This is a genomic window from Pseudomonas guangdongensis, assembly GCF_900105885.1.
GTDB classification, from domain to species: Bacteria; Pseudomonadota; Gammaproteobacteria; order Pseudomonadales; family Pseudomonadaceae; genus Geopseudomonas; species Geopseudomonas guangdongensis.
Window position 1 is genome coordinate 296,608 of the sequence record NZ_LT629780.1, and the last position, 24,475, is coordinate 321,082.

A 24,475-nucleotide genomic window follows, 5' to 3' on the forward strand; every position below is an offset into this window, starting at 1 on the left:
CCGCTTATTCGCTGTCCGACTCGCCGGTTTCGCTGCTGGGCAGACGCACCGGACGACTCGGAACCACGGTGGAGATGGCGTGCTTGTAGACCATCTGGCTGACGGTGTTCTTCAGCAGGATGACGAACTGGTCGAACGACTCGATCTGACCCTGCAGCTTGATACCGTTGACCAGATAGATGGAAACCGGAACACGTTCCTTACGCAGGGTATTGAGGTAAGGGTCTTGTAGCGAATGCCCTTTTGACATTTTCCACACTCCTTCAGGGGATAATTGGTTTTATTGATTCGAATTCGATCAGTAAAGGCTTGCTGCTGCGCTTCCCCAGAGGATAGCCGGCGGCGGGCCGAAACTGTGTGACTAAGTGGAGATCGCTCGCAGGTATTTCAAGGCCTGCGCCGGATTGTCGCCGGCCAGACTGTCGAGCCAGTGGACCTGCGGCCAGCTGCGCAGCCAGGTGAACTGCCGCTTGGCCAGTTGACGGGTGGCGATGATGCCGCGCTCGACCATTTCCGCCCGGTCGCTGCGCCCTTCGAGAAAGTCCCACGCCTGGCGGTAGCCCACCGAGCGGATCGACGGCAGACCGGCGTGCAGATCGCCTCGCGCATACAGGGCTGCGACTTCGGCGATGAAGCCTTGTTCCAGCATGCCGTGAAAGCGCCGGGCGATCCGCTCGTGCAGCACCTGACGCTGTGCCGGAGCGATCGCCAAGTGCGCGACAGTATAAGGCAAAGCCCGCTGTTGCGGCGCAGCATCCTGCAGATTTTGCAGCTGCTGGCGGCGGCGATGCTCGCTCATGTTCAGGCCGCTGACCCGGTACACTTCCAGGGCGCGCACCAGCCGTTGCGGGTCGTTGGGATGGATGCGCGCCGCCGACTCGGGATCGACCCGCGCCAGCTCGGCATGCAGCGCGGCGAGGCCCTCGGCGGCCGCCTGCGCCTCCAGCTGCGCGCGCACCGCCGGGTCGGCCGAAGGCATGTCGGCCAGGCCCTCGAGCAGCGCCTTGAAGTACAGCATGGTGCCGCCGACCAGCAGCGGAATGCGCCCGGCGGCGCTGATCTCGGCCATCGCCGCCAGGGCGTCGTGGCGGAACTCGGCGGCCGAGTAGCTCTCGGCCGGATCGCGGATGTCGATCAGCCGGTGCGGGAACGCCTCGAGCAGTTCGCGCGGCGGCTTGGCGGTGCCGATGTCCATGCCGCGGTAGACCAGCGCCGAGTCGACGCTGACGATCTCGCAGGGCAGCAGGCGGGCCAGCTCGATGGCCAGGTCGGTCTTGCCCGAGGCGGTCGGACCCATGAGGAAGATGGCAGGAGGCAGCGCAGGCATCGGCACACTCGGTCGGTGATCGGGAGAAAGGCGCGGCGCTCAGCGTCCGCGCAGGAACAGCTTGTCCAGCTCGTCCATGCCCAGCTGGGTCCAGGTCGGCCGGCCGTGGTTGCACTGGCCGCTGCGCTCGGTGTGTTCCATGTCGCGCAGCAGGGCGTTCATCTCCGGCAGGCTCAGGCGGCGATTGGCGCGCACCGCACCGTGGCAGGCCATGGTCGCCAGCAGCTCGTTGAGGTGCGCCTGGATACGGTCGCTGGTGCCGTATTCGAGCAGGTCGCCGAGCACGTCGCGCACCAGCTGGCCGGCCTGCGCCTGCTTGAGCAGGGCCGGCGTCTGGCGGATCGCCAGGGTTTCCGGGCCGAGGCGCTGCAGCTCGAAGCCGAGACGGGCGAACCACTCGGCATGCTCCTCGGCGCAGTCGGCCTCGCGCTGGCTGAGGGCGATGGACTCGGGCATCAGCAGCGGCTGGCCGCGCAGTCCCTCGCTGGCCATGGCGCTCTTCAGGCGCTCGTAGGTGATCCGCTCGTGAGCCGCGTGCATGTCCACCAGCACCAGGCCCTGGGCGTTTTCGGCGAGGATGTACACGCCCTTGAGCTGCGCCAGCGCATAGCCCAGCGGCGGCACATCGCCCTGTTCGGCGGGCAACGGCGCCGCCGTGGCCAGCGGGGTGAAGAACTCGCGGTAGGCGCCCTGCAGCTCGGCCTGCGGCTGCCCGCCGGGGAGCGGCGCAGGGCGATAGCCGCCGCCTACGCTGCGCGTCTGAGCTCCGGCCGGCGGCTGCCAGCCGGGGGACGCAGGCAGCGCGGCCGGCACATGCTCGGCCAGCGCCATCTCGTTCTGCCCGGCGAACTCGCCGGCCGCCAACCCGCCGGGCGCCGGCGCGCTGCGCGGCGTGGCCGCCGCGACCGCCAACTGGTCGTCCGGGCGCACGTCGGCCAGCGCCCGGTACAGGCTGCCGTAGAGGAAGTCGTGAACCATCCGGCTGTCGCGGAAGCGCACCTCGTGCTTGGTCGGATGGACGTTGACGTCCACCGTCGCCGGGTCGATCTCCAGGAACAGCACGAAGGCCGGGTGGCGGCCGTTGTACAGCACGTCGCGGTAGGCCTGGCGTACCGCGTGGGCGACCAGCTTGTCGCGCACGGTGCGACCGTTGACGTAGAAGTACTGCAGGTCGGCCTGGCTGCGCGAGAAGGTCGGCATGCCGACCCAGCCCCACAGGCGCAGGCCGCCGCGCTCTATGTCCAGCGGCAGCGCCTGCTCCAGGAAGGCCGGCCCGCAGACGCTGGCCACCCGCCGCGCCTGGCTGTGCTGGTCGCCGGCCGGATGCAGGCCGAGCACGCCCTTGCCGTTGTGGCGCAGGTGGAAGCCGACCTCGAAGTGGGTCAGCGCCAGGCGCTTGACCACCTCCTGCAGGTGATCGAATTCGGTCTTCTCGGCGCGCAGGAACTTGCGCCGCGCCGGGGTGTTGAAGAACAGGTCGCGCACCTCGACCGTGGTGCCGTCGGGGTGCGCCGCCGGCTGCACGCTGGGCAGCATGTCGCGCCCCTCGGCCTCGACCTGCCAGGCCTGTGCCGCGCCGCGCCGCCGCGAGGTGAGGGTCAGACGCGCCACCGAGCTGATCGAGGCCAGCGCCTCGCCGCGAAAGCCCAGGCTCAGCACCCGCTCCAGATCCTCCAGTTCGCGGATCTTGCTGGTGGCGTGGCGGGCCAGCGCAAGCGGCAGGTCGTCGGCCTCGATGCCGGCGCCGTCGTCGCGCACCCGCAGCAGCTTGATGCCGCCCTGCTCGACCTCGATGTCGATGCGCCGCGCGCCGGCATCCAGGCTGTTCTCCAGCAGCTCCTTGGCCACCGAGGCCGGCCGCTCGACCACTTCGCCGGCGGCGATCTGGTTGGCCAGGCGCGGCGTCAGCAACTGGATGCGCAAAGCGTCGCTCATGGCTGCGCCGCCAGGGCCTGCGCCGGAATGGTCAGCAACTGGCCGGCCTTGAGGCTGTCGCTGCCCAGGCGATTGGCACGGCGCAGCTCGGGCAGGCCGACCTGATAGCGCTGGGCGATGAGGGCCAGGCTTTCGCCGGGTGCCACCACGTGCTCGCGTGCGCCGATGCTGATCTTGCCCTGGTCACGCAGCCAGGCGATGTAGGTACCCGGCGGCGGATTCTCGTGGAAGAACTGCCGCACCCCGGTATGGATCGAGCGCGCCAGCGCCTGCTGGTGGCTCTTGGTGGCCAGCTTCTTCGACTCGCCAGGGTTGGAGATGAACCCGGTTTCCACCAGGATCGACGGAATGTCCGGCGACTTCAGCACCATGAAGCCGGCCTGCTCGACCCGCCGCTTGTGCAGCGGGGTGATCCGCCCCATGTTGCTCAGCACCTTCTGGCCGACGTCCAGGCTGGAGGACAGCGTGGCGGTCATCGACAGGTCGAGCAGCACGCTGGCCAGGATGCGGTCCTTGTTGTCCAGACTGACGCTGCCGGCGCCGCCGATCAGGTCCGAGCGGTTCTCGCGGTCGGCCAGCCAGCGCGCGGTTTCCGAGGTGGCGCCGCGGTCGGAAAGGGCGAACACCGAGGCGCCGAAGGCTGCCGCGCGCGGTGCGGCGTCGGCATGCACCGAGATGAACAGGTCGGCGCCCTTGCTGCGGGCGATCGCCGGGCGCCGTCCCAGCGGAATGAAGTAGTCGCCGGTGCGCACCAGTTCGGCGCGGAAACCGCGCTCGCGGTCGATGACCTGCTTGAGCTCGCGGGAGATTGCCAGCACCACATCCTTCTCGCGCTCGCCGTTGGGGCCCAGCGCACCGGGGTCCTTGCCGCCGTGGCCGGCGTCGATGGCGATGACGATGTCGCGCTTGCCCTTGGGCGCCGGCGGCAGGGCCGCAGTGCTCGCCGGCGCGACCGGCGGACGAGCCGGCGGCGCGACGGCCGGCGGCGCAGCGGGTGCCGGCTTTGCCGTGCCGGCCAGCGCCGGGCTGGCCGGTGCCGGCGGGGCGGCGGGCGCCGGGGCCTTGCCGGCGGCCTGGTCGAACAGGTCGACCACCAGGCGGTGGCCGTACTGCTGGTTGGGCGCCAGGGTGAAGCTCTTGGGCAGCACGGCGCTGGCCATGTCGAGGACGATGCGCAGCTGTCCCGGCGCGCGCTCGGCAACCCGCAGACCGCGGATCGGCGTCTGCGCGGTGGCCAGACGATCCAGCGCGCTGGTCATCTTCGCGCCGTCGACGTCGATGACGATGCGCTCCGGCGCACTCAGGGTGAACACGTTGTGCTGCACCGGGCCGCTGAGGTCGAACACCAGACGGGTGTTGTCCGCCGCACGCCACAGGCGCACGCTGCGGATCTCGCTGGCCGCCGCGGCCAGCTCGCCGAGCAGCAGGCAGCACAGACCGACGCCCAGGCCGAACCAGCCGCGCAGCCCCCTCTTGTTCCCGACCATCAGCGCATGCCCCCCGCCCGCAGCGCCGCGCACCACGCCTCGCCGCGCGCACCGCGCGGCTGCAGGTGTAGGCAGCGGCCTTCGCCCTGCACGTCGATGGTCACCTCCAGATCGGCGGGCGGCAGCACGCCGGCGCCGCGCTCGGGCCACTCGATCAGACACAGGGCGTCACTGTCGAAATAGTCGCGGATGCCGAAGAATTCCAGCTCCTCGGGATCGGCCAGGCGGTAAAGGTCGAAGTGGTAGACGCGCTTCTCGCCCAGCTCGTAAGGCTCGACCAGGGTGAAGGTCGGGCTTTTCACCGCGCCGGCATGGCCGAGGCCGCGCAGCAGGCCGCGCGACAGGGTGGTCTTGCCCATCCCCAGGTCGCCATGCAGACAGATCACGCCGACGCCTGCGGTCACCTCGGCCAGGCGCGCGCCCAGGGCGAGCATGGCGGCTTCGTCGGCGGCATACAGGGTCAGTTCAGGCACGGACTGTGCTCCTCCAGCAAATGTCGAATGTCCTCAATCAGGTCGGCCGCGGCCAGGCCGCGCCCCGCGCCGCCCAGCCGCTCGCCGGCACGCGCATGCAGCCAGACGCCCAGACGCGCCGCCGCCTCCGGCTCCAGCCCCTGGGCCAGCAAGGCGCCGAGCAGCCCGGCCAGCACATCGCCGAGGCCCGCGCCGGCCATCGCCGGATGGCCGTGGTCGCACAGGTGCAGCGTGCCGTCCGGGCTGGCGATCAGGCTGCCGAGCCCCTTGAGCACCACCACCGCATTCAGGCACCGCGCCAGTTCCAGCGCCGCCGCCGCCCGGTCGGCCTGCACCTCGGCGGTGCTGCAGCCGAGCAGGCGCGCCGCTTCGCCGGGATGCGGAGTGGCCAGCCAGCGCCCGCGCGGGGCGGCGAGCGCCCCGGCGGCCAGCAGGTTGAGCGCATCGGCGTCCCAGACCTGCGGCTTGTCCAACGCCCCCAGCCCGCCGAGCAGGCTGCGCGCCCAGGCGCCCTGGCCGCAGCCGGGGCCGAGCACCAGCACGTCGGCAGTCGCGGCCAGCTCCTGAATCTGGTTGGCCGAGCGCACGCCGCGCGCCATCACTTCCGGGCGCCGCGCCAGCGCGGCCGCCACATGTTCCTCGCGGGTCGCCAGGCTGACCAGCCCGGCCCCGCCGCGCAGGGCGCTTTCCGCCGCCAGCAGCGCCGCGCCGCCGAACCCCGTGTCGCCGCCGACCACCAGCGCATGGCCGAGCTGGCCCTTGTGGACGTTGCGCGGCCGCGCCGCCAGCGTCGGCAGGCGCTCGCCGGCCAGCCGCCAGGCCGCCGGCGGTTCGCCGGCCGGCAGCGGCGCGGCGCCCTGCAGGTCGGCGAACCGCAGCGCACCGCAACGATCCGGGCCGTCCAGGCTGAACAGGCCGAGCTTGAGACCGACGAAGGTCACCGTCAGTTCGGCGCGCACCGCCTCGCCGAGCACCCGTCCGCTGTCGGCGCACAGCCCGGAGGGGATATCCACCGCCAGCACCGGCAGGCCGCTGGCGTTGATCAGGCGGATCGCCTGGGCGAAGGGTTCGCGCACCGGGCCGCTCAAGCCGGTGCCGAGCAGCGCATCGACCAGCACTCCGGACAGCGGCGCGCACTCGCTCCACGGCTCGATGCGCACCCTGCCGGCTCGCGCCTCGGCATGGGCGCGGGCGGCATCGCCGACCAACTGCGCCGGATCGCCGACCGCCAGCACCCGCACCCGCCAGCCGGCGCGCTGCGCCAGCAGGGCGATCAGGTAGCCGTCGCCGGCGTTGTTGCCGCGTCCGGCCAGCACGCACAGCTCGCCGGCCTGCGGCCAGCGCCGACGCAGCGCACGCCAGGCGGCCTGGGCGGCGCGCTGCATCAGCTCGAAACCGGGCGTGCCGGCGGCGATCAGGCGGGCATCCAGGGCGCGCACCTGAGCGGCGCGATAAAGGGCAAGGGGCAGGCGATCCGGAGAGGCGGGCATGGAATCATTCGGCAGCGGGGTTAGGCATAATTATACCCCCCCAGCCCCCGAGCACCGCCAGCCATGCCGACCAGTGAAATCGACCTCGCCGCCCTCGCCCGCACCGTCAAGGACTGGGGCCGCGAGCTGGGCTTCCAGCAGGTCGGCATCGCCGGGATCGAACTGGGCGAGCACGAGGCGCACCTGCATCGCTGGCTGGCCGCCGGCCATCACGGCGAGATGGACTACATGGCCGCCCACGGCGACAAGCGCTCGCGTCCGGCCGAACTGGTGCCCGGCACCCTGCGGGTGATCTCCCTGCGCATGGACTACCTGCCCGGCGACACCCGCATGACCGAGGTGCTGGCACGCCCGGAGAAGGCCTATCTGTCGCGCTACGCGCTGGGCCGCGACTACCACAAACTGATCCGCAAGCGCCTGCAGCAACTGGCAGAACGCATCCAGGCCCGGATCGGCCCGTTCGGCTACCGCGCCTTCGTCGACAGCGCGCCGGTGCTGGAGAAGGCCCTGGCCAGCCAGGCCGGCCTCGGCTGGATCGGCAAGAACACCCTGCTGATCAACAAGCAGGCCGGCAGCTGGTTCTTCCTCGGCGAGCTGTACGTCGACCTGCCGCTGCCGGTCGACGCCCCGCACGCAAGCGAGCACTGCGGGCGCTGCCAAGCCTGCCTGGACATCTGCCCGACCGCCGCCTTCGTCGGCCCCTACCAGCTGGATGCGCGGCGCTGCATCTCTTACCTGACCATCGAACTCAAGGGCAGCATCCCGGTCGAACTGCGCCCGCTGATCGGCAACCGGGTGTTCGGCTGCGACGACTGCCAGCTGGTCTGCCCGTGGAACCGCTTCGCCCGCCCCACCCGCCAGGGCGACTTCCAGCCGCGCCACGGCCTGGACAACGCCGAACTGGCCAGCCTGCTGCGCTGGAGCGAGGAGGAGTTTCTCGCCCGCACCGAGGGCTCGCCGCTGCGCCGCGCCGGCTACGAGCGCTGGCTGCGTAATCTGGCGGTCGGCCTGGGCAATGCGCCGACCAGCATCGCGGTGCTCGAAGCGCTCGCACTGCGCCGCGAGCACCCCTCGGCGCTGGTGCGCGAGCATGTCGAGTGGGCGCTGGCCCGCCATCGCGACGCCGCCCGCCCCGACACGGCACTCAGCACTTGAACAGGTGTTCGCGGTAGTACTTCAGCTCGGCGATGGAGTCGCGGATGTCGTCCAGCGCCAGGTGGCTGCTGTCCTTGGTGAAACCGTCCTTGACCGCCGGCGCCCAGCGCGCTGCCAGCTCCTTGATGGTCGAGACGTCCAGGTTGCGGTAGTGGAAGAAGGCTTCCAGGCGCGGCATGTAGCGCACCAGGAAACGCCGGTCCTGGCCGATGCTGTTGCCGCACATCGGCGAGCTGCGCTCCGGCACCCACTGGCGCAGGAACTCCAGGGTGCGCGCCTCGGCCTCGGCGGTGTCGATGCGACTCTCGCGCACCCGCTGGGTCAGCCCGCTCTTGCCGTGCTGCTCGATGCACCAGGGGTTCATGCCGTCGAGCACCGCATCGCTCTGGTGCACCACCAGGCTCGGCCCCTCGGCCAGCACGTTGAGCTGGGCGTCGGTAACGATGGTGGCGATCTCCAGGATCACGTCGCTGTCGGGCTCCAGGCCGGTCATTTCCAGGTCGATCCAGATCAGGTTCTGCGGGTTCTGCATGGCGGGTTCCTCGATGAATGCGCCCATTCTAGCAGTCGCACCGCATGCTAGACTCGCCGCCGAAATTCACCTACGGACGCATCATGGCCAAACGCCAACTGAGCCGCCGGCAGAGCTGGCGCATCGAGAAGATCCAGGAAGAGCGCGCCGCCCGCGCGGCCAAGCGCGAGTCGCGCGCCGTGGAAGAGCTGGAAGGTGGCGATCTCGGCCCCGAACAGCACGGCCTGGTAATCGCCCACTTCGGCGTGCAGGTGGAAGTCGAGGCGCTGGAAGGCGAACTGGCCGGCCAGGTCTGCCGCTGCCACCTGCGCGCCAACCTGCCGGCGCTGGTCACCGGCGACCGGGTGGTGTGGCGCGCCGGCAACCAGGGCATCGGCGTGATCGTCGCCCAGCTGCCGCGCAGCTCCGAGCTGTGCCGCCCGGACATGCGCGGCGTGCTCAAGCCGGTGGCGGCCAACGTCGACCAGATCGTCATCGTCTTCGCCCCGCTGCCCGAACCGCACGCCAACCTGATCGATCGCTACCTGATCGCCGCCGATCACGCCGGCATCCGTCCGCTGCTGCTGATGAACAAAGCCGACCTGGTCGACGAGGGCAACGCGGCGAAACTGGATGCCCTGCTCGACGTCTACCGCGCCCTCGACTATCCGCTGCTGGAAGTCTCGGCACACAACGGCAACGCCATGGACGATCTGCGCGCGGCGCTGGACGGCCGGGTCAGCGTGTTCGTCGGCCAGTCCGGGGTCGGCAAGTCGTCGCTGGTCAACGCCCTGCTGCCGGGCGTCGACCTGCGCGTCGGCGCGCTGTCCGAGCTGACCGGCAAGGGCACCCACACCACCACCACCGCGCGGCTGTTCCACTTCCCCGGCGGCGGCGAACTGATCGACTCGCCCGGCATCCGCGAATTCAGCCTCGGCCACGTCACCCGCGCCGATGTCGAGGACGGCTTCGTCGAGTTCCGCGACCTCATCGGCCGCTGCCGCTTCCGCGACTGCAAGCACGACCGCGAACCGGGCTGCGCGCTGCTCAACGCCCTGGAAGAAGGCCGCATCCACCCGCAGCGCCTGGCCAGCTACCGGCATATCCTGGCGAGCCTGCCGGAGCCGGAATACTGAGTGCGGCGCAGGCGGGACCACGACAGCGCCCGCCCCCCCCTACGAACCGGGGCATTTTCAGTACACTCCCCGCTTTCCCCTTGCCATCGGAGCCCGCCATGTCCGTCTTCGCCGACCTGCCGCTGCTGCTAGAGCCCAGCGAACTGGCCAGCCGCCTCGACGCGCCGGAACTGATCCTCGTCGACCTGAGCCCCGCAGCCCGCTACGCCGAAGGGCACATTCCGGGCGCGCGCCATGTCGACAGCAAGCGCACCCAGCTCGGCCAGCCGCCGGCCCCCGGCCTGCTGCCGAACTGGGACGACTTCCAGGCGCTGCTCGGCGAGCTGGGCCACCGCGCCGACGCCGTCTACGTGCTCTACGACGACGAGGGCGGCCCCTGGGCCGGACGCTTCGGCTGGCTGCTCGACCTGATCGGCCATCGCCGCTGGCACCACCTCGACGGCGGCCTGCAGGCCTGGCTGGCCGAGGGCCGCGAGCTGTCCCGCGAGGTGCCGGCCGCGGTCGGCGGCCCGGTTTCGGTGCAGCCGTGCGCCGACGTACTGGCCAGCCGCGAGTACCTGCTCGAACACCTGCACGATGCCCGGCTGCTGATCTGGGACGCCCGCTCGCCCGCCGAATACGCCGGCGAGAAGGTACTGGCGGCGAAAGGCGGACACATCCCCGGCGCCGTCAACCTGGAATGGACCGACTGCCTGGACCGGCAGCGCGCCCTGCGCCTGCGCGAGGACCTCGCCGAGCTGCTCGCCGCGCGCGGCATCACGGCCGACCGGGAAATCGTCACCCACTGCCAGACCCATCGCCGCTCCGGCCTCACCTACCTGGCGATGCGCGCGCTCGGCTACCCGCACATCAAGGCCTACGCCGGCTCCTGGTCGGAGTGGGGCAACCATCCCGACACCCCGGTGGAACGCTAAGGACACGCCATGAACATCCAAGAACGCCTGTTTCTCGCCGGCCAGTACCTGCTGCCGCACCACGCCCTGTCGCGACTGATCGGCTGCGCCGCCGAGTGCCGCGCCGAGTGGTTCAAGAACCCGCTGATCAGCTGGTTCGTCAAACGCTACCAGGTCGACATGAGCGAGGCGGTGATCGGCAATCCCCACGCCTACGAACACTTCAACGCCTTCTTCACCCGCGCCCTGCGCGACGGCGCGCGGCCGCTGGACGCCAGCCCCGGCGCCATCCTCTGCCCGGCCGACGGCGCGATCAGCCAGCTCGGAGCGATCGAGCACGGCCGCATCTTCCAGGCCAAGGGCCACAGCTTCAGCGTGCTGGAGCTGCTCGGCGGCGACGCCGAGATGGCCGCGCCGTTCATGGGCGGGCAGTTCGCCACCGTCTACCTCTCGCCCAAGGACTACCACCGCGTGCACATGCCGCTGGCCGGCACCCTGCGCGAGATGGTCTACGTGCCGGGCAAGCTGTTCTCGGTCAACGGCTTCACCGCCGAGAACGTCCCCGAGCTGTTCGCCCGCAACGAGCGGGTGGTCTGCCTGTTCGACACCGAGCGCGGGCCGATGGCGGTGGTGCTGGTCGGCGCGATGATCGTCGCCAGCGTGGAAACCGTGTGGGCCGGGCTGGTCACCCCGCCCAAGCGCGCGCTCAAGCACTTCCGCTACGGCGCGGCGGCGCAGCAGCCGATCCACCTGGACAAGGGCGCCGAACTCGGCCGTTTCAAGCTCGGCTCCACCGCCATCGTGCTGTTCGGCCCCGAGCAGGTGCGCTGGGCCGAAGGCCTGGCCGCCGGCAGCGCGGTGCGCATGGGCCAGCAACTGGCCGAACCGCTCGCCTGATCGCCGCCACCCTGCGTCCGCATGAGCGGTACGGACGCAGGGGCGGAACTCCATCACAAGTTCGCGCACCACCGCGCCCAGCCTTTGACCCTGCCCGGCAGCGGCCGCTAGATTCTCTGCGTTCATCCGCCCTCCCCCGCACTTCTTCCTGCGCCGCCCACGGTACGCGACAGCCCCGCGCGGCGCCTCCGAACGGGTTCCACGATGCCGACCGAGAACGACACCATCCGCCTGCTGCTCCTCCAGGACTCGCAGAACGAAGCCGAGCGCCTGGCTAGCCTGTTCCGCAACGCCGGACACGCCACCCGCAGCCAGCGCGCCGACAGCCCCGAGAGCCTGCAGGAGGCCCTGCAGCAGCCCTGGGACCTGCTGATCGCCGCGCCGCACAACGAGCGCCTGGAACTGCGCGCGGCGCTCGACGCCATCCACGCGCAAGGTATCGACCTGCCCTGCCTGCAACTGGTCGACAACCCCAGCGCGGTCCTCGCCGCCCTGCAGCGCGGCGCCGACGACGGCATCCCGCGCAGCGCCGACACCCACCTGCTGCTGGCCGCCCGCCGCGAGCTGCGCAGCCTGCGCGCGCGCCGCGCCGCACGGCAGGCCGAGCGGGCCCTGGAGGAAGCCGAGAAGCGCTGCCAGCTGCTGCTCGACAGCTCGGTCAACGCCATCGCCTACGTCCACGACGGCATGCACATCCACGTCAACCCGGCGTATGCCGAGCTGTTCGGCTATGCCGACGGCGACGACGTCGCCTGCCTGCCGGTGATCGACCTGATCGAGAGCGAGGCGGACAGCGAGCTGCGCGACCTGCTCAAGAACCACCAGCAGCGCGATGGTCAGACCGAGCTGCGCGGCCACGGCCGGCGCGCCGACGGCAGCCGCTTCGCCGCGCGCCTGCTGCTGTCGGCGGCGCGCTTCGAGGGCGAGCCCTGCCTGCAGCTGATCGTGCATGCCGGCAGCGACAACGCCGAACTGGAGGAACGCCTGCGCGAGGCCAGCAGCCTCGATCCGGTCACCGGCCTGTACAACCGTACCCACCTGCTCGACCTGCTGGAGCGCCAGTGTGCCGCCGCCCAGGGTGGCAGCCTGGCCCTGCTGCGCATCGACCACTACGCGCAGCTGCTCGGCGACATCGGCCTGGCCGACATCGACCAGTTGCGCGCCGCATGCGCGGCGCTGCTGCGCGAGCGCCTCGGCGCCGAGACGCCCCTCGGCCGGATCGCCGACGACACCTTCGCCGCCCTGCTGCCCGACCCTGCTCAGGCCGAGGCGCTGCTCGGCGCCCTGCTCGCGCAGGCCGCAGGCAATCTGTTCGAGGTCGGTGCGCGCAGCGTGCAGCTCACCCTGAGCATCGGCGTCGCGCCGCTCGAACGCGGCGACGCGCAGGTCGCCCAGCGCGTCCTGCAGCGCGCCCACCGCTGCTGCGAGCAGGTCGGCGACGGCAACGGCATCAAGCTGTTCAACCCGGCCGAGGAACTGGCCGCCGCCGCCAGCCGCGGCGACCGCCAAGCGATCCTCCAGCAGGCGCTGGACGGCAACGCCTTCGAGCTGCTGTTCCAGCCGGTGGTCAGCCTGCATGGCGGCGCCCACGAGCACTATCAGGCCAGCCTGCAGCTGCGCGACGCCGCGGGCGCCGTGCTGCCGCTGGCCGAGCTGCTCGCCGCCGCCGGCGACGGCCCGCTGCCGCTGCGCGTCGAGCGCTGGCTGCTGCTGCAGGCCATGCGCCAGCTCGCCGCCCGCCGCGAACGGGCGGCGCAGACCCGCCTGTTCGTCGACCTCGGCGCCGCCAGCCTGCTCGACGGCGAGCTGTGCAACTGGCTCGGCAAGGCGCTGGGCGCCGCGCGCCTGCCGGGCTCCACGCTGATCCTGCAGTTCGACGAGGCAGAGGCCGGTCGCCACCTCAAGCAGCTGCGCCAGCTGGCCGAGGGCCTCGCCGCGCTCGGCTGCGGCCTGGCGCTGAGCGGCTTCGGCCGGCACGCCAACGCGCTGGGCAGCCTGCCGCACCTGCCGGTGGCCTTCGTGCGCCTGGCCCCCGAGCTGCTCGACGGCCTCGACGAGGAAGCGCGCCGCGCCGCGCTCGGCGAACTGATCGCCGGCCTGCGCAGCCAGCACAAGCACATCGTCGCGCCCGGCATCGACAGCGCCGGCATGCTCACCAGCCTGTGGCAGACCGGCATCCATTACGTGCAGGGCCCCTACCTGCAGGCCCCGGGGCCGCGCATGGACTACGACTTCGAGGCCGGCCAGGCCTGACACGAAAACGACGAGGGCGCCCACCGGCGCCCTCGCTGCATGACGGTGCTGCGCGCGCCTTACTCGTGACCCTCGCGGTCGCGGTAGCCGAGCAGGTAGAGGATGCCGTCGAGGCCGAGGGTGGAGATCGCCTGCTTGGCCGACTGCTTGACCAGCGGCTTGGCGCGGAACGCCACGCCCAGGCCGGCGATGGCCAGCATCGGCAGGTCGTTGGCGCCGTCGCCGACGGCGATGGTCTGCTCCAGGCGCAGCCCCTCCTGCTCGGTGAGCTGGCGCAGCAGGTCGGCCTTGCGCTGGGCGTCGACGATCGGCTCCACCGCCACGCCGGTGACCTTGCCGTCGACGATCTCCAGCTCGTTGGCGAACACGTAGTCGATGCCGAGCTGCCGCTGCAGCTGGCGGGCGAAGTAGGTGAAGCCGCCGGAGAGGATGGCGGTCTTGTAGCCCAGGCGCTTGAGTTCGGCGAACAGCGTCTCGGCGCCCTCGGTCAGGCGCAGCGAGGCGCCGATGTCTTCCAGCACCTCCTCGGAGAGGCCCTTGAGCAGCGCCAGGCGCTCCTTGAAGCTGGCGCGGAAATCCAGCTCGCCGCGCATCGCCCGCTCGGTGATCTCGGCGACCTGCTCGCCGACCCCGGCGGCCTTGGCCAGCTCGTCGATCACCTCGGCCTCGATCAGCGTCGAGTCCATGTCGAACACCGCCAGACGGCGGTTGCGGCGGAACACGCTGTCGCGCTGGAAGGCGATGTCGACGTTGAGTTCCTGGGCGACGCTGAGGAACTCGGCGCGCAGCGCCGCCGGGTCGGCCGGCTCGCCGCGCACCGAGAACTCGATGCAGCCCTTGCCCAGCTCGGCCGGCGTATCCAGCGGCATGCGCCCGGACAGGCGGTCGATGTGGTCGATGTTCAGCCCGTACTGGGCGGTGATCGAGCTGACCCGCTGCAGCTGCTCGGCGGTGACCTTGCGGGTCAGCAGGGTGACGATGTGGCGCGGCTTGCCCTGGCCGCCGACCCACTGCTGGTAGTCGGCCTCGGACACCGGGGTGAAGCGCACCTGCTGGTCCAGCTCGTAGGCGGTGAACAGCACGTCCTTGAGCACCGAGGAGGCCTGCGCGGTGGGCGGGATCTCCACCAGGATGCCGAAGGACAGGGTGTCGTGGATCACCGCCTGGCCGATATCGAGGATCTGCGCGCCGCCCTGGGCCAGCACCCCGGTGATGGCGGCGGTCAGCCCCGGGCGATCTTCCCCGGTAATGTTGATCAGGACGATTTCACGCACGGCGCACCCCCGCAAGGCAGAAAAGTCCGGCATTCTACCCGCAATCCAACCCGTCTGGCAGCGCGCTTTGCCGGCGCCTCGGCGCCACGGCTATACTCGCCGTCCTTCATTTTCTAGCCGAGTCCCCACTCGTGAGCCGGCCCGTGCCAGTCAAGCCCGACAACTTCTTCGTTCTGCTGCTCAACGCCCTGCGCAACCGCCGGGTGCCCATCGCCCTGCGCATCGTCAGCCACAGCCTGATCCTGCTGGCACTGGCCATGCTGGTCTTCGTCTGGATCATGGGCCTGCAGCTGCGCCAGGCCACCGCGCAGCAGGCCAGCGCCGTGGGCCAGAGCCTGCAGCAGCAGGCCGTCGCCTCGGCCACCGAGCTGATGGTGGCCAACGACCTGCTCAGTCTCAACGTGATGCTCGACAAGCTGGTGCAGAACCCGCTGGTCTCCTACGCGGCGATCTACGCCAGCGACAAGCGCCTGATCGCCGAGGCCGGCCAGCGCCCGCAGGGCAGCCTGCCGCCGCTGGCCGACAACCAGAGCACCTTCAGCGCGCCGATTCCCCGCGAGGTGGCGGCCGCCCAGCTGTACCTGAGCCTGGACATGCAGCAGTTCCGCCAGCCGATGACCCTCAGCCTGCAGAACATGGGGCTGCTGGCGGCGATCGTCCTCGCCCTCGCCCTGGCCCTCAGCCTGCGCCTGGGCAGCCGCCTGAGCCTGCCGCTGCTGCAGTTGCGCCTGTGGCTGCGCGACCCGGTGGATGTCGCTCCGGCCATCGAGCGCCAGGACGAGATCGGCGACCTGGCCCGCCAGCTGCAGGCCCGCCTGGGCCCGGAGATTCCCGAGCCGGCCGAGATCGACCCGCTCGCCGAGGGCGACGACGAGCTGTTCGCCGCCCTGGAGGATGTCCTGGAAGAACGCCCGCCGCGCAAGCCGGCACCCGCGGCGGCGCCAGCCCCGGCCGCCGCACCGCCACGAGCCGCCGCCAGGGCGCCGCGCGGGCCGATCGAGCCTGACTTCGACCTGGACTTCGCTCTCGACCTCGACAGCGAAAGCCCGCCGCTCGCGGCCAAGGCACGTCCCGCCGCAGCCGCCAAGCCGGCAGCCGCGGCGGTCGAGCGTCCTGGCGCCCGCCTGGCCGGCGACGACTTCGACCTGGATGCCGACGACCTCGGCCTGGATCTCGACTTCGCCGAACTGGCCGCCCCCCTGCCGCTGCCGGTGGTGCACAGCGCCGTGCTGTCGATCCAGCTCGGCTCCCAGGAAGAGCTGCACCGCCTGCCGCGCCAGCGCCTGCTCGAACTGCTGCAGCGCTACCGCGACTGTCTGGCGCAGGCCAGCCGCCTGTATCACGGCCAGCTCCACAACCTCAACGACGGCGGCAGCCTGCTGCTGTTCCACAGCGACCAGCCGGGCGAGCCCTACCTGACCCGCGCGCTGTGCTGCGGCGAGCTGCTGCGCGCGCTCGGCCACGCCCTGCAGGTGGAGATCGCCGACAGCGGCCTGACCCTGCACCTGCAGCTCGGCCTCAGCCACGGCGACGACCTGCACGGCCTCGACCCGGCACAGCTGCTGCAACAGCCCGTCTGCCGCAGCGCCATCGAGCTGGGCGGCCACAGCCGCAACCTGCTACTGCTCGACCGCGATCTCAGCCTCGACCCGCAGGTGCGCAGCCAGGCACGCATCCGCGCCATCGCCGCGCCGAGCGGCGCCAGCTGCGTCGAACGCCTGCAGGAGCCCCTGCCGGCACGTCTGGAGCAACACCTGGGACAGATGCTGCGCCCGCGCTGAACGTCCCGGTGCAGCAGGCGCCGGTCGGACGCAGATACGCAAACGCCGTTTCCCGGTCAAGGAAACGGCGTTTTGCATGGTGCAGATACCAGCGCGTGCAGCGAGCGCCCCGCGCCTGCCGGCTCAGAAGCGATACACCTCGCCCGCGCCCGCCGCCGGGGACACCACCGGGATGCGCGGCTCGGCGCTCGGCGGCGCGCTGCGCCGCGGCTGCGGTCGCTGACGGGCAGGCGTCGCGGCCGGCGCGGCGGCGCTGGCCGGCATGGCCTTGACCGCCTCGGCGATCAGTCCGGCGAGTTCCTGCAGCAGCTCGCTCTGCACCCGCAGCTGGTTGACCATCGAGCCGGTGTGCGGGCGCTCCAGACGCACCACGCGGCTGCCGCGCATCTGCCCCTGGGCGTCGAGCAGGCGCCACTGCGCCTCCAGCACCGCCGCCTGCTGGGGGCCGGAGTCGAGGCGGTCGATGTTCAGCAGCACCTGCACCTCGGGCTTGAAGCCGATCCGGTCCGGGTAGAGGGCCAGCCGGCTGCTGTCCAGCCGCGCGGCCAGCTGGCGCAGCAGCAGGCGGGCGATGTCGTCTTCCAGGCTGCCGGCCCAGCGCGCCTCGCGGCTCACGCTCAGGTTGCCGTCGAGCTGGCGCTGCACCACCGACTCGCGCTTGAGGTAGTCGGCCACCTGCAGCGGGCCGAGCAGCACGGCGACGCCGCGATTGTCCTCGGGCAGCACCGGGTTGCCCTGCTGCAGCTGGTAGAAGTGCGCCGGCGGGCTGGCGACGCAGCCGCTCAGGGCCAGCAGCCCGGCGAGCGAGACAGTCGAGAGAAAGGCGCTCAAGCGCGGAAAACCCATGGGCATTTCACCGTTTATTGCCAAAGATGAGCGATTCGGGGTGCTGTTCGAGGCTTTCCGCCGTGCGCTGCAGGGCCTTACCGGCCCGCTCCAGCTCCCCGAGGGACTTGAGCATCTGGAACTGGAGTTCGGATTCCGGCCCCAGGGTGCGCCGCGCATCGCCGGCCAGCCCCTCCATCTGCTCCAGCGTGTGCTGCGCGCCCTGCACTGCCAGGCGGATATCGCCGAGTGCCGCGCGCAGCTCCTCGCTGCCCTGGCGCGCATTATCCAGCATTGGCGGGAGTTGTCGCTGCAGTTGTTGAGTCAGCCCCTCAAGATTGTGCAGGGTCTGCCCCAGGCTGCTCAGCCCGGCCTGCAGCTCGGGCGAGGCGCTGAGCCGCTCCAGCGCCTGCAGGGTGTTGTTGGCCGAGGTCAGCATCTCGCGCAGCGGCATCTCGCGCAGGCTGCCGAGCAGCTCGCGCAGCACGTCGGCGGCCTGGTCGACCCGTGAGGGCACGCTGGGGATCGCCGGCAGGTCGATCTCGCTGCTCTCGCGCACATAGCCCGGCTGGCCGGGGAACAGGTCGAGGGCGACGATCGACTTGCCGGTCAGCAGGCTCTGGGTCTGCAGCTGGGCGCGCAGGCCGCGACGCTCCACCAGCCGCTCGACCATCTGGTCGAAGCTGCCGCCGTCGCGGCCGACCGCCGGGTCGAGGCGCAGCACCACCGGAATCACCACGTCCTTGAGTTCGCGGTCGTAGCCCAGGCGGATCTCGCGCACGGTGCCGACCTTGACCCCGCGATAGGTGACGTCGGCGCCGACGTCGAGGCCGTCCAGCGCACCGGTGAAGTAGACGACATAGTCGCTGGGCTGGCTGAACCAGTTGTCGCGGCCGAGCAGCAGCAGGGCGCCGGCCAGCAGGGCGATGCCGCCGAGCAGGAAGGCGCCGATCCAGAAGGGTTTGCGGGTTTCGCTCATCTCAGCACTGCTATCGAAAAGGTGAACACAGGTGTTCAGCTGTTTCTTCCTGCCCCGACGCGCCTTGTTGGCCGCATTCGTCACTGACAGGCGTCACTTTCCCGGCTACAGCGAGGACCCTCCCCGCCGCAGCGCCGCCGTTACCGGTCGGTCTCGCCACGGGTAGCGCAGTTTCGGTTGCGAGCCGTTTCAGGTTACACGCAGCGTTGAAGCCCCGGTCGTGGCATGTGCCGCAGTCGGCGCACGTCCACTCCCGGTCTTTCAGCGTCAGTGCCTCGTTTTTCCAGCCGCAGGCCGAACAGAGCCGGCTGCTCGGATACCAGCGATCCGCCACCACCAGGCGCGTGCCATAGCGCAGCACCTTGTAGCTCATCTGCTGGCGGAACAGCACAAAGCCCACATCGCTGATCGCACGGGATAACCGGTCGTTGGCCAGCATGCCCTTGACGTTCAGATCCTCGATCACTACCGCTTGGTTTTCGCGGCAGAGCGTCGTGGTGAGCCTGTGGGTGAAGTCCACTCTGATATTGGCAATGCGGCGATGCAGCCTTGCCAAGGTCGCAGTGGACTTGCGACGGTTGTTAGACACCGGAAGCTGAGTGCCTTTCGGCAGCCGGGCGCCCAGGGTAAAGCCGGCCGCCATCTTGGCGGCTTCCAGCTTGCGACTGAGTCGCCGGCTGCGGATTTTCAGGCGGCGCAGGGCGGCCCTGAGCGGCTTCGGTGCCTGGATGCTTTCGCCGCTGGAGAGTGTGGCAACGGATTTGAGGCCGAGATCCACGCCCACGGTGCCGTGGGCAGTGCGCCGGCGCTGCGCCTGGTGCTCGGGGACATCCACCTGGATCGCCACGAACCAGCGATCAGCGCTGCGCGATACGGTCGCGCCGAGGATCTTGCCCTCGAAGCGAAGCGCCTCGGTCATCGCCACGACGCCGATCTTCGGCAGACGGATGCGCTTACCGTCCAGGCTGAACTTGTCGTTGGCGACATAGAAGCTGTCGCGGCAGCGGCCCTTCTTCTTGAAGCGCGGCTCGTGCCCCCGCCGCCCGGCCTGGACGTCCGCAAAGAACGTGGACAAGGCCGTGGCCAGATGCGCAAACGGCTGGGCATGGGCATCCCGATGGATGTCCTTGAGCCAGGGATAGAGGTCGTACTTGATGGCGTTGAACTGCTTCTTCAGCACCATCGCGGTCGGTTTGCCGCCGGCGGCATACTGCTTGCCCCACTCGTCCAGCGCCCAGTTCCATACCTTGCGCGCCGTGCCGCAGGCACGCACAAAGTAGTCCGCCTGGTCGGCAGTTGGGCGTAGGGCGATCTTGTGGGTCAGGTGCATGATGGCTCGTTCTCCTTGAGCGCTTCGTCGAGCCTCTTGCGGTAGTTTTTCAACCCGTCGAGCCGTGCCGAGAAACAATGCGTGATGGTCATCAGGTCTTGCACCATTTCCTGCTCGGGAGACAGGCGCTCTTGATTGAGTACCAGGATTTCGCAGCCGTTCGATAGTGCATAATGCTTGAACCTGTCAAAACCGAAGCGGGTCAGTCGATCACGGTGCGCCAGAATCAAGACCTTGACCTCACCGCAACCAATCGAGTCCATCAGAACGAGAAACTTTTTACGCTTGAATTTCAAGTCCCCGCCGACTTCCTCGACAAACTCGACGCCAGCCAACCCGCGAGCAACCACTAATTCCTCGATACCCTGCGCTGAATGGCTAGGTCAGACCGCTGCTCAGCGCTGGAGACGCGGCAGTACGCGATTTGGCACACAGGCTCACCGACAGGCTGCTGCAGGCCGAGGAACTCACGAATCTGGCGCTCGGTATAGCAGCGCCGATTGGTGACTGTACGCACAATGGGCAACAGGCACCCTTCGCGCTCCCAGCGTTGCAGTGTCTTGACGGTGACGCCCAGCCGCTTCGCGGCTGGGCCAGTGCTTATAGTGTTTTCCATAAGTACACTCAAAAATTAAAAAGCACTATGCGAAATAGCAGATTCAAGCTCTTTGGAGGGCCGGCTCGCCACGGCGCAGGAAACGCTGCACCTCCGGCGGGCCGGCGTCGAGCAGTTGCCGCAGCGGGCCGAGGGCGATCTGGGTACGCGTGCGGTTGTCGAGGAACAGGCAGGTGTCGGCCACCCGGTAGATGCTCGGCAGCTCGTGGGTGACCAGCACGATGCTGGCGCCCAGGCTGTCGCGCAGTTCGAGGATCAGTTCGTCGAGCGCCTGGCAGCTGAGCGGATCGAGGCCGGCCGAGGGCTCGTCGAAGAACAGGATTTCCGGATCCAGAGCCAGCGCGCGGGCCAGCCCGGCGCGCTTGCGCATGCCGCCGGACAGCTCGGCCGGGTACAGCCCGTCGCAGCCGGGCAGGCCGACCAGGGCCAGCTTGAGGGCGGCCAGTTCGGCCCGTTCGGCGCGGCTCAGCTGCGGGTGGTAGGCGGCCAGAGGCAGGGCGATGTTCTCCGCCAGGGTCATGCCGCTCCACAGCGCGCCGTTCTGGTAGAGCACGCCGAAGTGCCGCTGCAGGCTGGCGCGGCGATCCTCGTCGTTGGCCCAGAAGTCCTCGCCACGGAACAGCACCCGCCCGGCCAGTGGCGCCTGCAGGCCGATCAGGTGGCGCAGCAGGGTGCTCTTGCCGCAGCCGCTGCCGCCCATCACCACGAACACCTCGCCGCGGCGGATGGCGAAGTTCAGGTCGTGCTGGATCACCTTGCGCCCGTAGCCGGCGCTGAGGTTCTCCACGCGCAGCAGCGCCTCGTCCATGTTCAGATCCCCAGCTGGGTGCAGATAAGGGTGATCAGCGCATCGCTGACCACCAGGGCGACGATGATGCTGACCACCGCGCGGGTGGTGGCCTGGCCGACCGCCTGGGCGTTGCGCCCGCAGGCCAGCCCGTAGTGGCAGCCGATCAGGCCGATCAGCACGGCGAACACCAGGCTCTTGAAGATGCCGAGCAGGAAGTCGGTGAGGCCGAGCATCTCCAGGCTCTGCTTGAGGTACAGCGGCGCGGAGATGTCGAACAGCCCGGCACCGATGACGAAACCGCCGAGAATGCCCAGGGCGTCGGCGAACACGCAGAGGATCGGCATGCTCACCAGCAGCGCCAGCAGGCGCGGCAGCACCAGGAACTCCAGCGGCGGGAAGCCGAAGGTCTTCAGCGCGTCGATCTCCTCGTTGGCCTGCATGCTGCCGAGCTCGGCGGCGTAGGCCGCGCCGGTGCGCCCGGCCATGATCACCGCGGTCATCAGCGCGCCCATCTCGCGGGTCATGCCGATGGCCACCATGTTGGCGATATACAGCTGGGCGCCGAACGCCTGCAGCTGGGCGGCACCGACGAAGGCGAGGATCAGGCCGACCAAGGTGGCGATCAGCGCGACGATCGGCAGCGCGCCGGGACCGCACTGCGCCAGCGCCGCCCAGAAGTCGCTGCCGCGCATCCGCGCGCGCCCCCGCAGCAGGCGGCCGAGCGCCAGCACCACCTCGCCGCAGAAGGTACAGGCATTGACCAGCGCGCCATGGACCTGCAGGACCGTCAGGCCGAGCCGCGACACCGCGCCGGGGCGGGCCGGCGGCTCCTCCGCGCGGGCCGCCGGTGCGGCCGCCATCGCCAGCAGCCGCGCCACGCCATCCGGCAGGCCGTGCAGCTCCAGCGCGCACTGCTCGTCGGCGGCCAGCCGCTGCAAGCGGCGCAGCAGGGCCAGCAGGCTGCTGTCCCAGGCCTGCAGGGCCTCGACCTGCAGACGCAGGCGCGTGGGCCGCTCGGCCCGGCTGCGCCACACCGCCAACAGCTCGGGCTTGTCCGCCGCCAGGATCCAGTGTCCGGACAGACGCAGCAGCGCCGCGCCGTCCCGCTCGCCGGCCCAGGCCAGTTGTGCCCGAAGAGTGTCCGCCTGCGTCATTCCCCCGCTCCTTGACTCGCCGCCCGCGCCGGCCCGGCGCTGCGCGCCTTCTACCCTACCCGATCGGGCCGCGCGGGGGGACCGCAACGCGCCGCGCGCGGTTCAATAACCGTCGTCGAGGTCAGGCGTCCAGTCCAGCGCCGCGAGGCGCTCGACGCCGGTTTCCAGCCTGCCGTCGGCATGCAGGCGCAGCCAGCGGTAGCCGGGCAGCTCGCGGCCGATGGCGAACTCGGCGCTGCCGGGGGCAAACTGCACGCAGGTGGACGGCGAGGCCAGCAGACGCACGCCGTGCCGCCAGCGATCCAGTTCCTGATGCACGTGCCCCCAGAGCAGTGCGCGCAGGTTCGGATAGCGGTCGGTGATGGCGAACAGCGCCTCGGCATTGTCCAGGCCGATGGGGTCGAGCCAGGCGCAGCCGACCGGCAGCGGATGATGGTGGAAGGACAGCAGCACCGGGCGCTCGCCGGCCTCGTCCAGGGCCCGCTCCAGCAGCGCCAGCTGCGCCGCGTCGAGATGGCCGGCGACCTGCCCCGGCACGCTGGAGTCGAGCAGGATCAGTCGCCAGTTGCCCAGGTCGGTCACCGCCTCGCACCGCGCGCTGCCGGCGCAGGCCGCCTGCAGCACGGCGGCCTCGTCGTGGTTGCCGGGATACCAGCGCGCCGGCGCATCCAGCACCGCGCTCAGCGCGGCGAAGCGCGCATAGGAGGCCGGCGAGCCGTCCTGGGACAGGTCGCCGCTGGCCAGCAGCAGGTCGATACGCGGCTGCTGCGCGCGCGCCAGCGCCACCACCTGCTGCAGGCTGTCGGCGGTATCCAGGCCGAGCAGGGTGCGCCCGGCCTCGGCGAACAGGTGACTGTCGGACAGTTGCACCAGGGTCAGGGGGGCGTGGGCGGCGAAACTGGGCAAGGGCCATCTCCAGCAGGGCTGTCGGGAAGAAATTCGCAGGGCAATGGTGGCACGCACTCGACGCCTGGAACGCCAAATACATCACACTATCAGGCCGCCGGCGACCACCCTGGCGTCGCTTCCGCCAGATACCCGACACTCTGATAGTGCGCCAGCCACTCGCCGAGAAACAGGTTGAGCTGGGTCTTCTCGTCCGGCTGGTGCATCGCCGCGTTGGGATAGGCATAGCGCGCCTGCAGGCGGCGGCAGTGATCGGCGCCGACCACCTCGGCCAGCCGCGCATCGTGGTAGACGCGCACCAGCAGGCGCGGCGCCGGCAGCCAGTCGAGCGCGCGCCGCTCGTGAAGCTCGACGCTGCTGGTGTAGGGGCCGGCGGCGCTGACCTGCAGCACCAGCACCGCCTCGCCCGCACCGAGCGCCACCTCGCGGCGCTGGGCCTGTTCGCGCATGCCCGGCAGCAGGCGCATCAGACGTGCATAGTTGGCGGCGCAGGCGGCCTGCAGGGCGGCCAGGTCGACCCGGTAACGCTCGGCGGCGCGACTCAACGCCAGACCTGACGCAGCTGTTCGCGGTTCAGCGCCAGCCACTGCAGGGCGATGATGCTCGCCGCGTTGTCGAAACGTCCGGCCTGCATCGCCGCCAGAGCCTGGTCGAAGGCCATGACATGCACGCGGATGTCCTCGCCCTCCTCGGCCAGGCCGTGCAGGCCGCCGACGCCCTGGCTGTCGCAGCGGCCGACGAACAGGTAGACGCGCTCGTCGCTGCCGCCGGGCGAAGGGTAGTAGGAGGTCACCGGCCACAGCGCCTGCAGCGTCACCCCGGCCTCCTCCTGGGCCTCGCGATAGGCCACCGCCTCGGGCGACTCGCCCTTGTCGATCAGCCCGGCCACCGGCTCCAGCAGCCAGGGCCGCGCGCTCTTGTCCAGCGCGCCGACGCGGAACTGCTCGATCGCCACCACGCAATCGCGCTGCGGATCGTAGGGCAGCACGCAGACCGCATCGTGGCGCACGAACAGCTCGCGGCTGATCTCCGGGCCCATGCCGCCGCGGAACAGGCTGTGACGCAGGCGCAGCCGGTCCAGCGCATAGAAACCGCGAAAACAGGCCTCGCGCTCGACGATCTCCACCTGCAGCTCGTCGCTGCCCACTGCATCGCTCATCGTAATTTTGCGCGAGAACCTCGGCATTCATGCCGGGGAGGGATAGCGCGGCGCCCGCAGGGTGCCCCTCTTCTCGCTTCTCCTGGGTTGAGGCTATCTTGAGT

Annotated in this window: 24 protein-coding genes; 6 read left to right on the forward strand and 18 right to left on the reverse strand. The window is 70.4% G+C overall.

What is annotated here, in order from left to right; genetic code table 11:
- Nucleotides 1-4 precede the first annotated feature (4 nt).
- From hfq to BLU22_RS01585, 6 genes are all read right to left on the reverse strand, one after another.
- The gene (gene hfq / locus BLU22_RS01560) at nt 5-250 is read right to left on the reverse strand and encodes an RNA chaperone Hfq (protein ID WP_059231646.1); all 246 of its coding nucleotides are present in this window, start codon (nt 248-250) and stop codon (nt 5-7) included.
- Between the two features lie 111 nt (nt 251-361).
- The gene (miaA, locus tag BLU22_RS01565; protein ID WP_090211618.1) at nt 362-1,327 is read right to left on the reverse strand and encodes a tRNA (adenosine(37)-N6)-dimethylallyltransferase MiaA; all 966 of its coding nucleotides are present in this window, start codon (nt 1,325-1,327) and stop codon (nt 362-364) included.
- Between the two features lie 39 nt (nt 1,328-1,366).
- Nucleotides 1,367-3,262, reverse strand: a complete 1,896-nt coding sequence (gene mutL / locus BLU22_RS01570) for a DNA mismatch repair endonuclease MutL (RefSeq protein ID WP_090211620.1) — start codon at nt 3,260-3,262, stop codon at nt 1,367-1,369.
- Nucleotides 3,259-4,749, reverse strand: coding sequence for an N-acetylmuramoyl-L-alanine amidase (locus tag BLU22_RS01575; protein WP_090216153.1), 1,491 nt, complete (start codon nt 4,747-4,749; stop codon nt 3,259-3,261). Before BLU22_RS01575 ends, mutL begins: the two co-directional genes overlap by 4 nt.
- Nucleotides 4,749-5,183 carry a tRNA (adenosine(37)-N6)-threonylcarbamoyltransferase complex ATPase subunit type 1 TsaE gene (gene tsaE, locus BLU22_RS01580; RefSeq protein ID WP_394327540.1) on the reverse strand — a complete coding sequence of 145 codons (435 nt, stop codon included), beginning with the start codon at nt 5,181-5,183 and terminating at the stop codon, nt 4,749-4,751. Before tsaE ends, BLU22_RS01575 begins: the two co-directional genes overlap by 1 nt.
- 26 nt (nt 5,184-5,209) lie before the next feature.
- Nucleotides 5,210-6,712, reverse strand: coding sequence for an NAD(P)H-hydrate dehydratase (locus BLU22_RS01585; RefSeq protein ID WP_090211622.1), 1,503 nt, complete (start codon nt 6,710-6,712; stop codon nt 5,210-5,212).
- A gap of 63 nt (nt 6,713-6,775) precedes the next feature.
- Here BLU22_RS01585 and queG point away from each other — a divergent pair, with 63 nt between their 5' ends.
- Nucleotides 6,776-7,867 (forward strand): tRNA epoxyqueuosine(34) reductase QueG, encoded by a 1,092-nt coding sequence (queG, locus tag BLU22_RS01590; RefSeq protein WP_090211624.1) that lies wholly within the window; start codon nt 6,776-6,778, stop codon nt 7,865-7,867.
- Here queG and orn read toward each other — a convergent pair.
- On the reverse strand, nt 7,857-8,399 hold the full coding sequence (gene orn, locus BLU22_RS01595; protein WP_090211625.1) for an oligoribonuclease: 543 nt from the start codon (nt 8,397-8,399) through the stop codon (nt 7,857-7,859). The genes queG and orn overlap by 11 nt on opposite strands.
- Nucleotides 8,400-8,482: 83 nt before the next feature.
- Here orn and rsgA point away from each other — a divergent pair, with 83 nt between their 5' ends.
- From rsgA to BLU22_RS01615, 4 genes are all read left to right on the forward strand, one after another.
- On the forward strand, nt 8,483-9,514 hold the full coding sequence (rsgA, locus tag BLU22_RS01600; RefSeq protein WP_090216158.1) for a small ribosomal subunit biogenesis GTPase RsgA: 1,032 nt from the start codon (nt 8,483-8,485) through the stop codon (nt 9,512-9,514).
- 98 nt (nt 9,515-9,612) lie between these two features.
- On the forward strand, nt 9,613-10,428 hold the full coding sequence (locus BLU22_RS01605) for a rhodanese-like domain-containing protein (RefSeq protein WP_090211627.1): 816 nt from the start codon (nt 9,613-9,615) through the stop codon (nt 10,426-10,428).
- 15 nt (nt 10,429-10,443) lie between these two features.
- Nucleotides 10,444-11,304: an archaetidylserine decarboxylase gene (asd, locus tag BLU22_RS01610; protein ID WP_090216161.1), complete on the forward strand. Its 861-nt coding sequence runs from the start codon at nt 10,444-10,446 to the stop codon at nt 11,302-11,304.
- A gap of 204 nt (nt 11,305-11,508) precedes the next feature.
- Nucleotides 11,509-13,557 carry an EAL domain-containing protein gene (locus tag BLU22_RS01615; RefSeq protein ID WP_090211629.1) on the forward strand — a complete coding sequence of 683 codons (2,049 nt, stop codon included), beginning with the start codon at nt 11,509-11,511 and terminating at the stop codon, nt 13,555-13,557.
- Between the two features lie 59 nt (nt 13,558-13,616).
- Here BLU22_RS01615 and serB read toward each other — a convergent pair whose 3' ends face one another.
- Entirely contained in the window at nt 13,617-14,831 is a 1,215-nt protein-coding gene (serB, locus tag BLU22_RS01620) for a phosphoserine phosphatase SerB (protein WP_090211630.1), read from the reverse strand.
- 131 nt (nt 14,832-14,962) lie between these two features.
- Between serB and BLU22_RS01625 the strand changes: the two genes are divergently transcribed.
- Nucleotides 14,963-16,612, forward strand: a complete 1,650-nt coding sequence (locus tag BLU22_RS01625) for a hypothetical protein (RefSeq protein ID WP_090211632.1) — start codon at nt 14,963-14,965, stop codon at nt 16,610-16,612.
- Between the two features lie 123 nt (nt 16,613-16,735).
- Here the strand turns inward: BLU22_RS01625 and BLU22_RS01630 are convergent, their stop codons facing one another.
- From BLU22_RS01630 to BLU22_RS01670, 10 genes are all read right to left on the reverse strand, one after another.
- On the reverse strand, nt 16,736-17,458 hold the full coding sequence (locus BLU22_RS01630) for a PqiC family protein (RefSeq protein ID WP_090216164.1): 723 nt from the start codon (nt 17,456-17,458) through the stop codon (nt 16,736-16,738).
- Nucleotides 17,459-17,465: 7 nt separating this feature from the next.
- Nucleotides 17,466-18,416 (reverse strand): MlaD family protein, encoded by a 951-nt coding sequence (locus BLU22_RS01635; protein WP_090211633.1) that lies wholly within the window; start codon nt 18,414-18,416, stop codon nt 17,466-17,468.
- 10 nt (nt 18,417-18,426) lie between these two features.
- Nucleotides 18,427-19,746, reverse strand: coding sequence for an RNA-guided endonuclease InsQ/TnpB family protein (locus BLU22_RS01640; RefSeq protein WP_090211635.1), 1,320 nt, complete (start codon nt 19,744-19,746; stop codon nt 18,427-18,429).
- Nucleotides 19,737-20,096: a recombinase family protein gene (locus BLU22_RS15105; protein WP_231975253.1), complete on the reverse strand. Its 360-nt coding sequence runs from the start codon at nt 20,094-20,096 to the stop codon at nt 19,737-19,739. The genes BLU22_RS01640 and BLU22_RS15105 overlap by 10 nt, the downstream gene beginning before the upstream one ends.
- Nucleotides 20,096-20,362 carry a MerR family DNA-binding transcriptional regulator gene (locus BLU22_RS15445; protein ID WP_197676757.1) on the reverse strand — a complete coding sequence of 89 codons (267 nt, stop codon included), beginning with the start codon at nt 20,360-20,362 and terminating at the stop codon, nt 20,096-20,098. Before BLU22_RS15445 ends, BLU22_RS15105 begins: the two co-directional genes overlap by 1 nt.
- 43 nt (nt 20,363-20,405) lie before the next feature.
- A complete protein-coding gene (locus BLU22_RS01650; RefSeq protein WP_090211637.1) occupies nt 20,406-21,170 on the reverse strand; it encodes an ABC transporter ATP-binding protein in 765 nt (254 codons plus the stop codon).
- 2 nt (nt 21,171-21,172) lie between these two features.
- Nucleotides 21,173-22,306 carry an MlaE family ABC transporter permease gene (locus tag BLU22_RS01655; protein WP_090211638.1) on the reverse strand — a complete coding sequence of 378 codons (1,134 nt, stop codon included), beginning with the start codon at nt 22,304-22,306 and terminating at the stop codon, nt 21,173-21,175.
- 102 nt (nt 22,307-22,408) lie between these two features.
- Nucleotides 22,409-23,212 (reverse strand): 3',5'-cyclic-AMP phosphodiesterase, encoded by an 804-nt coding sequence (gene cpdA, locus BLU22_RS01660; protein WP_090211639.1) that lies wholly within the window; start codon nt 23,210-23,212, stop codon nt 22,409-22,411.
- 89 nt (nt 23,213-23,301) lie between these two features.
- Nucleotides 23,302-23,763: a DUF1249 domain-containing protein gene (locus BLU22_RS01665; protein ID WP_394327541.1), complete on the reverse strand. Its 462-nt coding sequence runs from the start codon at nt 23,761-23,763 to the stop codon at nt 23,302-23,304.
- Nucleotides 23,754-24,371, reverse strand: coding sequence for an NUDIX domain-containing protein (locus tag BLU22_RS01670; RefSeq protein ID WP_090211641.1), 618 nt, complete (start codon nt 24,369-24,371; stop codon nt 23,754-23,756). The genes BLU22_RS01665 and BLU22_RS01670 overlap by 10 nt, the downstream gene beginning before the upstream one ends.
- Nucleotides 24,372-24,475: the final 104 nt, after the last annotated feature.

Bases quoted from the DNA above. Each gene is read 5' to 3' on its own strand.
- BLU22_RS01655 (WP_090211638.1), bottom strand. From the start codon at position 22,306: ATGACGCAGGCGGACACTCTTCGGGCACAACTGGCCTGGGCCGGCGAG.
- BLU22_RS01605 (WP_090211627.1), top strand. From the start codon at position 9,613: ATGTCCGTCTTCGCCGACCTGCCGCTGCTGCTAGAGCCCAGCGAACTG.
- mutL (WP_090211620.1), bottom strand. From the start codon at position 3,262: ATGAGCGACGCTTTGCGCATCCAGTTGCTGACGCCGCGCCTGGCCAAC.
- queG (WP_090211624.1), top strand. From the start codon at position 6,776: ATGCCGACCAGTGAAATCGACCTCGCCGCCCTCGCCCGCACCGTCAAG.
- BLU22_RS15445 (WP_197676757.1), bottom strand. From the start codon at position 20,362: ATGGAAAACACTATAAGCACTGGCCCAGCCGCGAAGCGGCTGGGCGTC.
- tsaE (WP_394327540.1), bottom strand. From the start codon at position 5,183: ATGCTCGCCCTGGGCGCGCGCCTGGCCGAGGTGACCGCAGGCGTCGGC.
- rsgA (WP_090216158.1), top strand. From the start codon at position 8,483: ATGGCCAAACGCCAACTGAGCCGCCGGCAGAGCTGGCGCATCGAGAAG.
- BLU22_RS01630 (WP_090216164.1), bottom strand. From the start codon at position 17,458: ATGGGTTTTCCGCGCTTGAGCGCCTTTCTCTCGACTGTCTCGCTCGCC.
- BLU22_RS01650 (WP_090211637.1), bottom strand. From the start codon at position 21,170: ATGGACGAGGCGCTGCTGCGCGTGGAGAACCTCAGCGCCGGCTACGGG.
- BLU22_RS01635 (WP_090211633.1), bottom strand. From the start codon at position 18,416: ATGAGCGAAACCCGCAAACCCTTCTGGATCGGCGCCTTCCTGCTCGGC.
- BLU22_RS01585 (WP_090211622.1), bottom strand. From the start codon at position 6,712: ATGCCCGCCTCTCCGGATCGCCTGCCCCTTGCCCTTTATCGCGCCGCT.
- hfq (WP_059231646.1), bottom strand. From the start codon at position 250: ATGTCAAAAGGGCATTCGCTACAAGACCCTTACCTCAATACCCTGCGT.
- miaA (WP_090211618.1), bottom strand. From the start codon at position 1,327: ATGCCTGCGCTGCCTCCTGCCATCTTCCTCATGGGTCCGACCGCCTCG.
- orn (WP_090211625.1), bottom strand. From the start codon at position 8,399: ATGCAGAACCCGCAGAACCTGATCTGGATCGACCTGGAAATGACCGGC.
- BLU22_RS01575 (WP_090216153.1), bottom strand. From the start codon at position 4,749: ATGGTCGGGAACAAGAGGGGGCTGCGCGGCTGGTTCGGCCTGGGCGTC.
- BLU22_RS01670 (WP_090211641.1), bottom strand. From the start codon at position 24,371: ATGAGCGATGCAGTGGGCAGCGACGAGCTGCAGGTGGAGATCGTCGAG.
- BLU22_RS01640 (WP_090211635.1), bottom strand. From the start codon at position 19,746: ATGCACCTGACCCACAAGATCGCCCTACGCCCAACTGCCGACCAGGCG.
- BLU22_RS01615 (WP_090211629.1), top strand. From the start codon at position 11,509: ATGCCGACCGAGAACGACACCATCCGCCTGCTGCTCCTCCAGGACTCG.